Origin of the sequence: Belnapia mucosa, from assembly GCF_016775475.1 — a bacterium.
GTDB classification, from domain to species: Bacteria; Pseudomonadota; Alphaproteobacteria; order Acetobacterales; family Acetobacteraceae; genus Belnapia; species Belnapia mucosa.
The window spans coordinates 84427-98148 of sequence record NZ_JAEUXJ010000012.1; the positions used below are offsets into that span (position 1 = coordinate 84427).

At 70.3% G+C, this 13722-nt stretch carries 13 protein-coding genes; 6 read left to right on the forward strand and 7 right to left on the reverse strand.

All coding sequences use genetic code 11. The features are described from left to right. Nucleotides 1–58: 58 nt before the first annotated feature. The 3 genes from typA to JMJ55_RS22660 all read right to left on the reverse strand — a co-directional run bounded on the left by typA (nt 59) and on the right by JMJ55_RS22660 (nt 4212). Complete coding sequence (gene typA / locus JMJ55_RS22650) at nt 59–1888, reverse strand: translational GTPase TypA (protein ID WP_202827881.1); 1830 nt, start codon at nt 1886–1888, stop codon at nt 59–61. 203 nt (nt 1889–2091) lie between these two features. Continuing rightward, a complete protein-coding gene (locus JMJ55_RS31700; RefSeq protein WP_202827882.1) occupies nt 2092–3114 on the reverse strand; it encodes a hypothetical protein in 1023 nt (340 codons plus the stop codon). An 81-nt stretch (nt 3115–3195) separates the two neighbouring features. Continuing rightward, nucleotides 3196–4212, reverse strand: a complete 1017-nt coding sequence (locus JMJ55_RS22660) for an adenosine kinase (RefSeq protein ID WP_202827883.1) — start codon at nt 4210–4212, stop codon at nt 3196–3198. A 91-nt stretch (nt 4213–4303) separates the two neighbouring features. Here JMJ55_RS22660 and JMJ55_RS22665 point away from each other — a divergent pair, with 91 nt between their 5' ends. The 6 genes from JMJ55_RS22665 (at nt 4304) to JMJ55_RS22690 (ending at nt 9295) form a co-directional block, all read left to right on the forward strand. Then, nucleotides 4304–4996 carry an EI24 domain-containing protein gene (locus tag JMJ55_RS22665; RefSeq protein WP_202827884.1) on the forward strand — a complete coding sequence of 231 codons (693 nt, stop codon included), beginning with the start codon at nt 4304–4306 and terminating at the stop codon, nt 4994–4996. A gap of 210 nt (nt 4997–5206) precedes the next feature. Continuing rightward, complete coding sequence (locus JMJ55_RS22670; RefSeq protein ID WP_236033935.1) at nt 5207–5764, forward strand: bactofilin family protein; 558 nt, start codon at nt 5207–5209, stop codon at nt 5762–5764. Nucleotides 5765–5823: 59 nt separating this feature from the next. Then, nucleotides 5824–6282 (forward strand): hypothetical protein, encoded by a 459-nt coding sequence (locus tag JMJ55_RS22675; RefSeq protein WP_236033936.1) that lies wholly within the window; start codon nt 5824–5826, stop codon nt 6280–6282. Between the two features lie 3 nt (nt 6283–6285). Next, the gene (locus JMJ55_RS22680; protein WP_202827887.1) at nt 6286–7227 is read left to right on the forward strand and encodes an AEC family transporter; all 942 of its coding nucleotides are present in this window, start codon (nt 6286–6288) and stop codon (nt 7225–7227) included. 53 nt (nt 7228–7280) lie between these two features. Further along, nucleotides 7281–8270: a Bug family tripartite tricarboxylate transporter substrate binding protein gene (locus tag JMJ55_RS22685; protein ID WP_202827888.1), complete on the forward strand. Its 990-nt coding sequence runs from the start codon at nt 7281–7283 to the stop codon at nt 8268–8270. Further along, nucleotides 8225–9295, forward strand: a complete 1071-nt coding sequence (locus tag JMJ55_RS22690) for an SAM-dependent methyltransferase (protein WP_202827889.1) — start codon at nt 8225–8227, stop codon at nt 9293–9295. The genes JMJ55_RS22685 and JMJ55_RS22690 overlap by 46 nt, the downstream gene beginning before the upstream one ends. A 35-nt stretch (nt 9296–9330) precedes the next feature. On the opposite strand, the gene JMJ55_RS22695 is transcribed toward JMJ55_RS22690, so the two are convergent. The 4 genes from JMJ55_RS22695 to JMJ55_RS22710 are packed head-to-tail and all read right to left on the reverse strand — an operon-like array spanning nt 9331 to nt 13719. After that, complete coding sequence (locus JMJ55_RS22695) at nt 9331–10536, reverse strand: ABC transporter substrate-binding protein (protein WP_202827890.1); 1206 nt, start codon at nt 10534–10536, stop codon at nt 9331–9333. Between the two features lie 47 nt (nt 10537–10583). Next, nucleotides 10584–11795, reverse strand: a complete 1212-nt coding sequence (locus JMJ55_RS22700; protein WP_202827891.1) for an ABC transporter substrate-binding protein — start codon at nt 11793–11795, stop codon at nt 10584–10586. 24 nt (nt 11796–11819) lie between these two features. Next, nucleotides 11820–12839 carry a branched-chain amino acid ABC transporter permease gene (locus JMJ55_RS22705; RefSeq protein ID WP_202827892.1) on the reverse strand — a complete coding sequence of 340 codons (1020 nt, stop codon included), beginning with the start codon at nt 12837–12839 and terminating at the stop codon, nt 11820–11822. A 7-nt stretch (nt 12840–12846) separates the two neighbouring features. Beyond that, a complete protein-coding gene (locus JMJ55_RS22710) occupies nt 12847–13719 on the reverse strand; it encodes a branched-chain amino acid ABC transporter permease (RefSeq protein WP_202827893.1) in 873 nt (290 codons plus the stop codon). Nucleotides 13720–13722: the final 3 nt, after the last annotated feature.

Below are 13722 nucleotides of genomic sequence, written 5' to 3' on the forward strand. Positions count from 1 at the left end.
CGGTGCATCATGGCACCAGAGCCTTCCCGGATCATGGACGAATTCGCGCCCCGGTTGATTACGCCGCTTCGCTCTCCGCACGGCGGGCGTGCTTCTTCCGCTCATGCGGGTCGAGGTAGCGCTTGCGCAGGCGGATCGCGCTCGGCGTCACCTCCACCAGCTCGTCGTCCTCGATATAGGCGATCGCCTGCTCCAGGCTCATCCGCCGCGGCGGGGTCAGCAGCAGCGCCTCATCCTTGCCGGCGGCACGGATGTTGGTGAGCTTCTTCTCCTTGATCGGATTCACGTCGAGGTCGTTCTCGCGCGAATGCTCGCCGAGGATCATGCCCTCATAGACCTTGACGCCCGGATCGACGAAGAGCGTGCCGCGCTCCTGCAGGTAGAACAGCGCGTACTGGATCGCCTCGCCCGGCTCGGAGGAGATCAGGCTGCCGTTGCGGCGGCCCGGGATCACCCCGGCCCAGGGGCGGTAGCCGAGGAACAGGCGGTTCATCAGCCCGGTGCCGCGGGTGTCGGTCATGAACTCGCCGTGGTAGCCGATCAGGCCGCGCGACGGGATCTCGAAGGTGATGCGGATCTTGCCACCGCCGGACGGCCGCATGTCCTGCATCACGCCCTTGCGGATCGACAGCTTCTCGACGACCACGCCCGAATAGCCCTCGTCGACATCGACGAGCACCTCCTCATAGGGCTCCTCGCGCTCGCCGGTCTCCTCGTTGGTGCGGGTCAGCACCCGCGGGCGGCCGATCGTCAGCTCGAAGCCCTCGCGGCGCATCTGCTCGATCAGCACGCCGAGCTGGAGCTCGCCGCGGCCGGCCACCTCGAAGGCGTCCACTTCCTCGGACACCTTCACCTTGATGGCGACGTTGCCCTCGGTCTCCTTGAAGAGACGGTCGCGGATCTGCCGCGACGTGACCTTCTTGCCCTCGCGGCCGCCGAGCGGGCCGTCATTGATGCGGAAGGTCATGGCGAGCGTCGGCGGGTCGACCGGGATGGCGTGCAGCGGCTCGGACACCTCCGGGGCGCAGATGGTGTCCGGGATCGTCGCGTCGGACAGGCCGGCGATGGCGATGATGTCGCCCGCCTGCACCTCCTCGACCGGCACGCGGTCGAGGCCGGAGAAGGTCATCAGCTTGGTCAGCCGGCCGGTTTCGACCTGGCTGCCGTCCTGGCGCAGGACCTTCACCGGCATGTTGACCCGGGCGACGCCCTGCTCGACGCGGCCGGTCAGGATGCGGCCGAGGAAGTTGTCGGCCTCGAGGATCGCCGCGTTCATCGCGAAGGGCTTGTCGAGTTCGACCTTCGGCGGCGGCACATGCGACAGGATCAGGTCGAACATCGGCGAGAGATCCTTGCGGGCCCCCTCCAGCTCGAGATCCGCCCAGCCCTGCCGGCCCGAGGCGAACATGGTGTGGAAGTCGAGCTGCTCATCCGTCGCGCCGAGCGCGGCGAACAGGTCGAACACCTCGTTATGGACCTCGTCCGGCCGGGCGTCCTGGCGGTCCACCTTGTTGATGACCACGATCGGCTTGAGGCCGCGGGCCAGCGCCTTGGTCAGCACGAACTTGGTCTGCGGCAGCGGGCCCTCGGCGGCGTCGCAGAGGACGATGGCGCCATCGACCATGGAGAGGATGCGTTCCACCTCGCCGCCGAAATCGGCGTGGCCGGGGGTGTCGACGATGTTGATCTTCACGCCCTTCCACTCGACCGCGGTGGATTTGGCGAGGATGGTGATGCCGCGCTCGCGCTCCAGGTCGTTTCGGTCCAGCGCGCGCTCGGCGACGGCCTGGTTGGCGCGGAAGGCGCCAGCCTGCTTCAGCAGGTTGTCCACCAGGGTCGTCTTGCCATGGTCGACATGCGCGATGATCGCGACGTTACGGATATCCATTGCGGGGCCTTAATTCCGGTGCCGCCGCAACGCAAAGCGAAGCCCGGCCTCACCAGCCGGAGGCGGCTGGGGGTCGGGCAGAGCAGGGTGGCGGCTTGTTGCAGCGCACACATAGGGCGTCGCCGCTGAAAAAGCGAGCGCCGCGTGCATGGAATCCCATGCGCGCGGCGCCCATCACCCGTGCGACCGGGCGAAAGCCGTGGTCAGCGGCCCGGATTATTGCCGGTGCCGCCGCCGCTCTGGCTGCTGCCGGGCGGGATATTGCCGCCGGTGCCGCTGCTGGGCAGGCCGGTGCTGACGGCGCCGCCGCTGCTGCTGCGGCCGGTGCCGCTCATCTGCGGGGTGCCGCTGGTGCCGCCCGGGGGCGGGGCGCCGACGCCGGCCGCGCTGCTGCCCGGCAGGGCGCGGCCACCGGCCCCGCTGCCGCCATTCACCGCCGCGCCGGTGCCCGGCAGGCTGCCCGGATTGCCGACCCCCGGCGAGCCGGGGCTGGAGCCGCTGAGCCCGCCCGAGCCGCTGCTGCTGCCGGCCTGGACCCGGATGATGCCATCGGCCCGGCTCATGCTCGAACCGGCCGAGCCGCCATCCATCATGGTCTGGCCACCCGGGCCCATGCGGGGGGAGCCCATGGGGCCGCTGCCCAGGGTGCTGCCACCCATCGGGCGGCCGCCCATGGAATCCTGCCGCATGCCACCCATGCCGGAGCCCTGCGTCGGCGCCATGCCCATGCCATTGCTGCCGGAGCGGCTATTGGCCGCCTGCAGGCCGGACAGGGCCTGGTCGAGCTCCTGCTGGGCGCCGGAGCGGTCGCGCGAACGGAGGGCGTTGCGGGCGGCCGAGAGATGCTGCAGCACCGGGCCGCTGGCCGGCTGCTCGGCGCGGTCGGCCGGGGTGCTGCGGGTCAGCAGGCGGGTCTCGCTCTGCTCGATCAGCTCATTCGCCTCGGCGATCCGGCCGCGGCGGAGCGCGGCGCTCGCCTCCTGGACCAGCTCGGCGGCATTCATGCGGTTCTCGGCCCGCTCCGCCCGGCGCTCGGCCCGGCGATGGCCGCGCATGCCGTCATGATGCATGCCGCTGTCGCGCATATCGGTGCCGGAGGACATCCCGGAGCCACCCATGGCGCCCCCCTGGGACTGCATCGGCATGGTGGATTGCTGGGCGAAGGCAGGCGCGGCCGCGAGCGTCAGGCCGAGCGCGGTCGCGAGGAGCTTGGTCTTGATATGCATATGGGGCGTCTCCCTTGGCCGCCGGCCTTGGGACCCGGCGGGCTGCGTAGGGGCGCGGGCGCAATTGGCGCCCGCCCTCGGTCAGCCCAACACGGTCGAGACTGGATGGTTCCCCGGAACGGACGCCACCATGGCCTTGAGGTCGGCCTGCGGCCGGGCCCCGAAATGCGAGATGACCTCGGCCGCCGCGACGGCGCCCCAGCGGCCGCATTCCGGCAGCGGCAGCCCCCGGGTCAGCGCCGCGAGGAAGCCGGCGGCATAGGCATCGCCGGCGCCGGTGGTGTCCATCACCTCGGTCGGCGCCGCCTCCACCGCATGCCGCTCCCCGCCCGTCAGCACCAGGCTGCCGGCAGGGCCGCGGGTCACGGCGGCGATCGCCACCTCCGGCACGATCGCCGCCAGCGCCGCCTCGAGATCGGTGGTCTCGAACAGGGCGAGCAGCTCCGACTCATTGGCGAAGAGGATGTCGGTTTCCTCGCGCAGGAATTGCCGGAAAGCGGCGCGGTGACGGTGGACGCAGAAGGCATCCGAAAGGCTGAGCGCGACCTGGCGCCCGGCCGCATGCGACGCTCGGGCCGCCTTGCGGAAGGCCGCCTGGGCCGCTGGCGGGTCGAAGAGATAGCCTTCCAGATACAGCACCTGGGCGCGGGCCACCTCGGCCGGGTCCACGTCATCCTCCGAGAAGGCGACGCAGGCGCCGAGATAGGTGTTCATGGTCCGCTGCGCATCGGGCGTGACCAGGATCAGGCAGCGGGCGGTCGGCGCATCGCCCTGCAGCGGCGCGGTCGGGAAATGCACGCCGGCGGCGCGGATGTCATGGGCGAAGACCCGGCCGAGCTGGTCCTCCGCGACCTTGCCGAGGAAGCCGACCCGGGCACCGAGCGCCGCGGCCACGGCGCAGGTATTCCCGGCCGAGCCGCCGGAGCTTTCCAGCCCCGGCCCCATCCGGCCATAAAGCGCCTCCGCCTCCTCGGCCGCGATCAGGCGCATGGCGCCCTTGTCGAGGCCCTGCTCGGCGAGGAATTGGTCCTCGGCGCGCGCGAGCACGTCGACGATGGCATTGCCGATGCCAAGGATATCGAGGGTGGGCTCGCTCATAAGACCTCCGCCGCGGTTGCGTCCGGCCGGCGCCGGCGGCGTTGGATAGCCCCCACCCCTTCATGCCGCAACCATGGGAAGGTCCCGCCGCATGCTCACCGCCTGCCTCCTCGCCCTCCGCCAGCTCGGCGACCCGAGTTTCCTGGGGCCGCTCGCCAAGGCGTTCGGGGCGGCGCTGCTCGCCTTTCTCGGCCTGGCGGCGCTGGCCGCCTGGGGGGTGAGCACTCTGGCAGGCGGCACCGGCTGGCTCGCCGGCCTGGCCGGCGCCTTCGGCGGGCTGATGGTGCTGGCGCTCGCCATCTGGCTTTTCGTGCCGGTGATGCTGGCGCTGTCGGGCCTGTTCCTCGACCCCGTCGCGGCGGCGGTGGAGCGGCGCTTCTATGGCGGGCTGCCGCCGGCGCTCGGCGCGAGCCTTTTCGCCCAGGCCGGCTTCAACCTCCGGCTCGGGGTGAAGACCGGCGTCCTGGCCTTGGCGGCGCTGCCCCTGCTGGCGGTGGCGCCCCCGATCGGTGCCATCCTGCTCTGGGTGATTTCCACCGTCGCGCTCGGCCATGGGTTGTTCGAGGGGGTGGCGCAGCGGCGCATGCCGGTCGCCGCCGCGGCGGCCGAACGGCGGCGGCGGGAGGTGCCGGTGCTCGGCATCGGCGCGCTGCTGGCGGGGCTGGCGCTGGTGCCGGGGCTGAACCTGCTGGTGCCGGTCCTCGGCACTGCGGCGATGACACACCTGTTGCATCGAAACAGAAATGGTGTCGTCAAGGAAACAGCTGACGAATTCCGGCGCTGAGCCGCAGCGCGCCGTTGTGCGCGCTCAACGCGACGTGTTAGCCGGGGGCCCGTGGGATGGCGATGCAGGGATGGCATGCCGCCCATTGATGCGCCACTGGCGCGCCGCTGTGGATGGGGGATGCAGATGGCCATCTTTGGCCGCAAACGCGAGGATGGGCCCGGTTCGCCGGCCAGCGAGCCGGCTGCCGGCCAAGCACCCGAAACCGGGATGCCGTCCGCCCATGACACCGAGATCGGCGTGCCGCCATTCCGCGCAACTCTCAAGGACACGCCGATGATGTCGATGGCCCCCAAGCCGACCGCCACGCCCACCACGCCGACCGTCCCGCCGCGCCCGACGGCGCCGGCCGCCACCCTCGGCGTTCCCGCCCGCCCGCAGGGCCGGCCGGATTCCGCCGAGCGCCGCACCCTCGTGGTCGGCCGGGGCATCAGCCTGCAGGGCACCGTGACCGATGCGGAGCGGCTGGTGGTCGAAGGCACCGTCGAGTCCGAGATGATCCAGGCGGCCGAGCTCTATGTCGCGCCGACCGGCGTGTTCCGCGGCGAGGTCCAGGTCGAGGATGCCGAGATCGCCGGCCTGTTCGACGGCACCGTCACCGCCCGCGGGTCGCTCACCATCCGTGGCACCGGCAAGGTCAACGGCACCGCCCGCTATCGCAAGCTTTCCGTCGAGGAAGGCGGCCAGATCTCCGGCCGCATGGAGATGGTGAGCGGCGAGGCCCCCGCGGCCCCCGCCCCGCGCGTCGTGGCCCCCGCCGAGGCCTGATGCCGAAGGCCGCCGGGGGCTTCCCGGCGGCCACACACCTTGCCGGAGCCGCGCCGCGCATGGCGCCCCGCCTCGCCCTGTTGCTGCTGCTCTGCCCGGTCGGCGCCTGCGCCAGCCCGGAGGACCGGGCGGCCGAGCTGCGCCTCGCCTTCGAGCGCGGGCAGGCCCAATTCGCCGCCATGCCTGCCACCGCCGCGCGACCGCTGCCCGCCGCGGCACCCGTCCTGGTCGATGCCGCGCCCGTGCCGGCTGCCGCACCGCAACTCCTCGGCCTCGGGCCGGAGCCGCTGCGGCGCTGGCTCGGCGAGCCCTCGCTCCGCCGGGCGGAGGGGGATGCGGAGGTCTGGCTCTATGCCGGACCGGCCTGCGCCCTCGACCTCGTGCTCTATCCGCAGGGCGGGCGGCTGCGCGTCGCCCATGCCAGCGCCCGGGCCAGCGGCACGGAGCCGCGGACTGAGGCGCATTGCCTGCGCGAACTCGCCGGATTGCGGACGCCACCCACCGATCGCGGCATCTAGTTGGTGGGCTTCTATCTCGACATCTTCCTGCCCCCCTTCGGGCTGCTGCTGCTCGGCGCGCTGCTGCGCCGGCTGCTGCTGCCGCAGGAAGCGGTCTGGGCGGGGATCGAGCGACTGGTCTTCTGGGCGCTGATGCCGGCGCTGCTGGTCTCGGGCATCGCCGCGGTCGATGTCTCGGCCCTGCCGCTCGGCCGGATGGGGCTGGCGATCTGGCTCAGCCTGCTCTGCGGCGCGGCGCTCAGCCTCGGCCTGGCGCGGCTGTTCCGGGCGGACCATCCGGCCACCACCTCGGTCTTCCAGGGCGGCATCCGTTTCAACAACCTGATGGGCTTCGCGCTGGCCGGCAGCGTGCTCGGGGCGGGCGGCACCGGCTTCGGCGCGGTCGCCACCGGGCTGATCGTGCCTTTCGTCCAGACGCTGACGACGCTGGTCTTCGCCATGGGGCCGGGCCAGGGCGGGCGGTTCTCGGCGCGGCGGGTGCTGCGGCAGCTCCTGCTGAACCCCCTGCTGCTCGCCTGCATCGGCGGCTTCCTGGTCTCCGGGCTGCTGGGCGGGCTCCCGCACGGGCTGCGGCCGCTGCTGCAGGCCCTCGGCCAGGCCTCGGTCGCGCTCGGCCTGCTCTGCGTCGGCGCGGCGCTCTCGCTCGGTGCACTGGGCGGGCGGCTGCCGCTGCAACTGGCGACCAGCCTGCTCAAGCTGCTGGTCATGCCGGCCATCGCCCTCGGCTTCGGCACATGGCTGGAACTGGACCCGCTGCCGCTGGCCACCGCCGTGGTCTTCATGGCGCTGCCGACGGCGACGACGAGCTATGTGATGGCCCGCGCCATGGGCGGCGATGCGCCGCTGATGGCGGCGCTGACCAGCCTCGAGCATCTGCTCTCGGTGCTGACCCTGCCCTGCTGGATCCTGCTGCTGCAGGCCCTGGTGCTGCCCGGTGGGCCATGAAGGGATCGTGACGGGGGCGGGGATTTTCCGCTAGATGCGGTGCAGCAGATGCGATGCGGCAGGCGGGGGCTTCGGCGATGCTGGGACGGCGTGGATTTCTGGCGGGCATGGGCGCAGCGGGGCTGGCTGCCCCGGCGCGGGCGCAAGGCTTTCCCGACCGGCCGCTGCGCTGGATCGTCGGCTATCCGCCGGGCGGCGCCAGCGACACCTTCGCCCGGCTGATCGGTGCCCATATCGGCACCCGGCTCGGCCAGAATGTGGTGGTGGAGAACCGGCCGGGCGGCGGCGCGGTGGTGGCGAGCGAGGCGGTGGCCCGCAGCGCGCCGGATGGCTACACGCTGTTGCACGTCGATAACGGCATCCTGGTCTACAACCCGGCGCTCTATGGCCGCCTGCCCTATGACCCGGACCGGGACTTCCAGGGCGTCGGCTTCATCGGCCGCTTCCCGCTGTTCCTGGTGGTCCGGCCGGATAATCCGGTGAAGGATTTCGCCGAATTCCTGGCGCAGTCGAAGACGCGGGCGCCGAATTACGGCACCCCCGCCGTCGCCTCGCCGCACCACCTGGCGATGGAGATGGTGAAGCGCCGCACCGGGCTGGAGGCGACGCATGTGCCCTATCGCGGCGGCCCGGCCGCCATGCAGGACCTGCTGGCCGGCAATCTCGAATCGGTCGTGATCGATTGCGCGTCTGGCATCCCCTTCATCACCACCGGCAAGGTGAAGACCCTCTGTGTCTTCTCCGAGGCCCGGTCGTCCCGCGCGCCCGACGTGCCGACGCTGCGGGAACTCGGCCATGCCGAAGCGGTGGCCTATGGCTGGCAGGGGATGAGCGTCCCGGCTGGCGTGCCCGCCCCGGTGGTGGCGCGGCTGGCCGATGCGCTGAAGGCCGGCGTCGGCGCCGATGACGTGCAGGCGCGCTACCGCGACCTCGGCATCGAGAGCGCGCCCTGGAGCCCGGCGGAATTCCAGGATTTCGTGAAGCGCGAGAATGCCGAATGGCGGCCGCTGATCCGCGATCTCGGCATCCGGCTGGACAGCTGATCTCCCTCCTGCGCCGCCTCGCCCGCTGGCGGCGGCGCCATCGCACCCTGCCGCTGATCGGCGATACCCGCCTGCGCTCCGAGCGGGAATCGCTGCTGCTGCGCTGGAACGTCAAGGTGCTGGGGGCGGAGCTGGCGCAGCGGCACTATGCCATGGGCCTGGCAGGACCCGCGGCGCCGGTGCCGCCCGGGCCGGTGCAGGCCGGCCTGACCAGCCGCACCTGCCGCCAGGGCGATATCGAATCCGACTGGCTGCGCCATTGGTCCCACATCCTGGGCGTGGTGCCGGCCTATCACCGCAAGCTCTGGGAGGATTGCTTCGTCCTCCAGGCGCTGTGGGAGGCGGGAATGCTGGCGCCCGGCCGCCGCGGCCTCGGCTTCGCGGTGGGGCGGGAGGCATTGCCGGCCATCCTCGCCGCCCAGGGGGTGGAGGTCGTGGCGACCGACCTCGATGCCCGGGATGCGCGGGCGCAGGACTGGATCGAGACCGGCCAGCACAATGACGCGGCGGAGGCGCTGTATCGCCCCGGCCTGCTGCCGCGCGCGGAATTCGACCGGCTGGTCAGCTTCCGCCCGGCCGACATGGCCCGCATCCCAGGGGAGCTCTGCCGCGGCGGCTTCGACATGGTCTGGTCGGTCTGTGCGCTGGAACATCTCGGCAGCCTGCAGCGGGGGATGGATTTCGTCCTCTCGGCCATGCGCTGCCTGCGGCCGGGCGGGGTCGCGGTCCACACCACCGAATTCAACCTGGATGCGGAGGGCGGCACGCTGCGGCGGGGGAGCACCGTGCTCTATCAGCGCCAGCATCTGGAAGCGCTGGCGGCGCGGCTGGCCGCCGAGGGCCACCGGATGCTGCCGCTGGATGACGGGCAGGGCGACGGCATGCTGGACCGCTTCGTCGACCTGTCGCCGCGGCATGAGGAAAGCCCGCCGCTCGGCCTGATCTTCCCGCCGCATCTGCGGCTTTCGATCCGTGGCTACCCGGTGACCTCGGCCGGGATCCTGGTGGTGGCCGGGGGAGGTTGAAGGCGGGCCCGGCGGGATGCCGGGCCCGGCGCGCCTCAGACCTTGGCGCCCTCGATCACGCTGCCGAACCGCTCCCAGGTGGTGCCGGTCCATTTCTGCAGCTGCATGTGCCGGATCGGGTGGAAATTGTCCGGTGCGGTGTTCACGCGGATGCCCGGTATCAGGGTCGGCACCTCCAGGTCCTTGATGCTCGCCACCTGGCGCATGATGTTTTCGCGGGCGAAATTGCCTTCGCACTGCTTCAGCACCTGCATCAGCGTGGTGGCCACGCCGAAGGCGAAGGGGAAGCTGCCATCCTTCATGTCCCCGTCGGGGATGTATTTCTGCATGAAGGCGCGCCACTGGTTCATCCCGGCATCATTGGCCCAGCCCGGATCGGTCGGATCCTTCAGATAGGCCGAGGTGATGATGCCGATGCCGCGCTCCGCCCCCGCCGGCTCCATCACCGTGCCGACCGAGATCGAGACATTGGTCAGGTAGTGCAGCGGCTTCCAGCCGAGATCGGCGACGCGCCGGATCGCCTGGGCAGCGAATTTCGGCGTCGCCGCGGTCAGCAGCGTATCGGCGCCGCTCGCCTGGAGCGAGACCACCTGGCTGTCGATGGTCGGGTCGGTCGCCTCGTAGGAGACGACCTTCACCATGCTGTCGAAGCGGGAGCCGAGGATGTCCTTGACGCCGGTCAAGTAGTCCTTGCCGAAATCGTCGTTCTGGTAGAGCAGCGCCAGCTTGGCGTTCGGCTTCTGCTCCAGCATGTGCTTCATGTAGATCTGCGCCTCGGTCCGGTAGCTGGGCTGCCAGCCGATGGTCCAGGGCGTGTCCTGGTAGTTTCCCCACTTGTCGGCGCCGGTGGACAGGAACAGGTGCGGCACCTTGCGCTGGTTGACGTAGCGCAGGATGGCGCTGTTGCTGGCGGTGCCGAGCGGGTTGAACAGGAAGGCGACCCGGTCCTGCTCGACCAGCCGCCGCGTCTGCTCGACGGTCTTGGGTGGGCTGTAGCCGTCGTCATAGGTGATGAAGTTGATCTTCCGCCCGGCGATCCCGCCCTGGTCGTTGATCATCCTGAAGAAATGCTGATGCGACCGGCCGATGCTGCCATAGGCGCTGGCCGGCCCGCTATACGGCATGGTGTTACCGATGCGGAGCTCGGAGGCTGTGACACCGGGCAGGTCCTGCGCCCGGACGAGGGACGGCGCGGCCAGCGCCCCGGCAGCGGCCCCGAGCAGCGTGCGACGGTTCAGCATTCTTGTTGTCCTCCCAGTGGCAGTCAGTCCTGTGGCAGCCAGACGGATCAGACGTTTGCGCCCTCGATCACATTGCCGAAGCGCACCCAGGACCGTCCGTCCCAGCGCTGCAGCTGCATGTGGCGGATCGGGTGGTAGTTGGTCGGCGTGGTCGAGACCTTCACGCCCGGCAGCAGCGTCCCGATCTCGAGCGGCGCGATGGAGGTGGCCTGCTTCATGACGTTGTCGCGGGAGAAATTCGTGCCGCATTGCCGCAGCACCTGGATCATGGTGCTCGCGGCGCCATAGCCGTAGGTGTAGTTGTTGTCGCCCAGCTCCCCATCCGGGATGTAGCGGCGCATGAAGTCGCGCCATTCATTCATGCCCGGATCGTCGGCCCAGGACGGGTCGGACTGGTCCTTCCGATAGTCGGAGGTGATGAGGCCGACGCCCTTTTCCGCCCCCGCCGGCTGCATGACGATGGAGCCGGAGACCGAGACATTGGTCATGAACATCAGTGCCGGCTTCCAGCCGATATCGAAGACCTTGCGGATGGCCTGGGCGGCGAAGCGGGGGATGATGCCGCAGATCAGCGCATCGACGCCCGAGCCTTGCAACGTCACGATCTGGCTGTCGATCGTCGCATCGGTGGCCTCATGCGAGACCAGCTTGACCATGCTGTCGAAGCGGGCGCCCAGCACGTCGCGCACGCCGTTCACGTAGTCCTTGCCGAAATCGTCGTTCTGGTAGAGCACGCCGATCTTCGCCTGCGGCCGCTGCTCCAGGATGTGCTTGGTGTAGATCTGCGCCTCGGTCCGGTAGCTGGGCTGCCAGCCCATCGTCCACGGGTATTCCTGCGGCTGTGCCCATTTGTCGGCGCCCGTCGCCAGGAACAGGTGCGGCACCTTCCGCTGGTTCACATAGCGATGGATGGCGCTGTTGGTCGGCGTGCCGAGCTGGTTGAAGAGGAAGGCGACCTTGTCCTGCTCGACCAGCCGCCGCGTCTGCTCCAGCGTGCGGGGCGGGGTATAGGCATCGTCATAAACGATGAAGTTGACCTGCTTCCCGCCGACGCCGCCCTGGTCGTTCAGCCGTTTGAACATGGCCGTGAGGCAGCGGGAGATGACGGAGTAGGAGGAAGCAGGGCCCGAGAGCGCATTGGTGCTGCCGATGCGGATCTCATTCGCCGTGACCCCCGGCGCCTCCTGCGCGGGCGCGAGGTTGGGCAGGGCGAGTGCGGCGACGCCCCCGGTCAGCAGGGCACGGCGATGCAAGGTCATGCGATAGGTCCCGGTTTTGTGCCGTCAGCCGCGCCGGCGCAGCCGCCCCGCAATGCGGCGCAGCAGCCCGGCGAAGCCATCCGGCAGGATGAAGAGGAAGGCGATGAGGATGATGCCGTAGATCACGCCCGGCGCCGCCTTGGAGATGGCCTCGGCGATATTGGGCACGAAGATCACGAAGAGCCCACCAAACAGCGAGCCGAGGATGGAGGCGACGCCGCCCACCACCATGCCGACGAAGAGCGTGATGGACACCATCAGGGAGAAGCTGTCAGGTGCTACGAATTCGATCGCCACGGCCGAGAGCGAGCCGGCGATGCCCGTCACCATGGCGCTGACGGCGAAGGCGCGGGTCTTCAGCGTGGCGATGTCCATGCCCATGGCCTCGGCCGCCACCGGATGGTCGCGCGTCGCCATCAGCGCCCGGCCGATGCGACCCCGGATGAGGTTCCAGCAGAGCAGGAAGCAGGCGGCGGCGACGATGACCGCGACGAAATACATCCACTGGTCCGAGGTCAGTTCGCCCGGCAGCCAGGCCGGGGCATCCGGCTTCACCAGGAACAGCCCCTGCACGCCGCCGGTCCAGTCCTCGAAGGCCTTGTATTTCAGGATCTGCGGCACCGCGACCGCGAGCGAGAAGGTGGTCAGCGCCAGGTAGAGCCCGCCGAGCCGCAGCGCCGGGAAGCCGATGCCATAGCCGACCAGCCCGCAGACCGCGGCCGAGACCGGCAGCGTCGCCCAGAAGGACCAGTCGAGATGCGACATCAGGATGGCGGTGGAATAGGCGCCAAGGGCGTAGAAGGCGCCATGCCCCAGCGAGATCTGGCCGTTATAGCCGGTGACCATGTTCAGCCCGAGCACCGCGAGCCCCATGATCACCGCCGTGGTGAGCTGGAAGAGCTGGAAGCTTTCCAGCAGGAAGGCCGGGGCGATGGCGACCACCGCGCCCGCCACCACCAGCAGCCCGCGCTGCCAGCCGGCAAGGCTGGGCCGCGCCGCGGCGGTGAGGCCGGCGGGAAGGGGGATGTTCTCGCTCGCGCTCATCCGCCCCTCACACCCTGCTGGCGACGACGCGGCCGAGCAGGCCCGAGGGCCGGACGACCAGCACGCCGATGATGATTGCCAAGGCAACGGTCAGCTTCAGCTCGGTGCCGACCACATAGGCGCCGGCCAGGTTCTCCAGCACGCCGACGGCAAAGCCGCCGATCACGGCGCCGAGCGGGTTGTCGATGCCGCCGATCAGCGCGCCGGCGAAGGCATAGAGCAGGATGCCGGTCATCATGGTCGGGTCGAGGAAGACGACCGGCGCCACCATCATCCCCGCCACCGCCCCGATCGCCGCCGCCAGTCCCCAGCCCAGCGCCAGCATCCAGCCGACCCGGATGCCGACCAGCCGGGCCGAGCGCGGGTTATAGGCCGCCGCCCGCATGGCGAGGCCGAGCGAGGTGTAGCGGAAGAAGAGGAAGACCAGGGTCAGCACCACCAGCGTCACCGCCGTGCTGCCCAGCTCATGCGCCGAGATGAGGCCGCCCATCAGCGGCCCGCTGCTGGTGAAGGGGCTCGGGAAGACCTTGGTGGTGTAGCCGAAGATCCAGCCCGTCATGTTGCCGACGATCAGCAGCAGCCCGATGAAGACGCCGACATGGGTCAGCACCGGCGCATTCTGCACCGGCCGCATCAGCAGCCGCTCGACCAGCACGCCGATGATGAAGGAGACCAGCACGGTGGCGACGAAGGCGAGCCAATAGGGGATGCCCGCCTCCACCATCGCCCAGGCGATGAAGGTCGAGAGCGTGGCCATCTCGCCTTGCGCGAAATTCACGTGATGCGTGGCCTGGTAGATCATCACCAGGGCCAGCGCGACCGAGGCATAGATGCCCCCCGTGGCGATGCCGGCGATGATCTGGTGCGCGAAGCCGTCCATGCG

Excerpts from the sequence above, each read along its gene's own strand:
- JMJ55_RS22695 (WP_202827890.1), bottom strand. The coding sequence starts at position 10,536 with ATGCTGAACCGTCGCACGCTGCTCGGGGCCGCTGCCGGGGCGCTGGCC.
- JMJ55_RS22685 (WP_202827888.1), top strand. The coding sequence starts at position 7,281 with ATGCGGCAGGCGGGGGCTTCGGCGATGCTGGGACGGCGTGGATTTCTG.
- JMJ55_RS22660 (WP_202827883.1), bottom strand. The coding sequence starts at position 4,212 with ATGAGCGAGCCCACCCTCGATATCCTTGGCATCGGCAATGCCATCGTC.
- JMJ55_RS22710 (WP_202827893.1), bottom strand. The coding sequence starts at position 13,719 with ATGGACGGCTTCGCGCACCAGATCATCGCCGGCATCGCCACGGGGGGC.
- JMJ55_RS22675 (WP_236033936.1), top strand. The coding sequence starts at position 5,824 with ATGGCGCCCCGCCTCGCCCTGTTGCTGCTGCTCTGCCCGGTCGGCGCC.
- JMJ55_RS22665 (WP_202827884.1), top strand. The coding sequence starts at position 4,304 with ATGCTCACCGCCTGCCTCCTCGCCCTCCGCCAGCTCGGCGACCCGAGT.
- JMJ55_RS22705 (WP_202827892.1), bottom strand. The coding sequence starts at position 12,839 with ATGAGCGCGAGCGAGAACATCCCCCTTCCCGCCGGCCTCACCGCCGCG.
- typA (WP_202827881.1), bottom strand. The coding sequence starts at position 1,888 with ATGGATATCCGTAACGTCGCGATCATCGCGCATGTCGACCATGGCAAG.
- JMJ55_RS22700 (WP_202827891.1), bottom strand. The coding sequence starts at position 11,795 with ATGACCTTGCATCGCCGTGCCCTGCTGACCGGGGGCGTCGCCGCACTC.
- JMJ55_RS22690 (WP_202827889.1), top strand. The coding sequence starts at position 8,225 with ATGGCGGCCGCTGATCCGCGATCTCGGCATCCGGCTGGACAGCTGATC.
- JMJ55_RS22670 (WP_236033935.1), top strand. The coding sequence starts at position 5,207 with ATGCCGTCCGCCCATGACACCGAGATCGGCGTGCCGCCATTCCGCGCA.
- JMJ55_RS31700 (WP_202827882.1), bottom strand. The coding sequence starts at position 3,114 with ATGCATATCAAGACCAAGCTCCTCGCGACCGCGCTCGGCCTGACGCTC.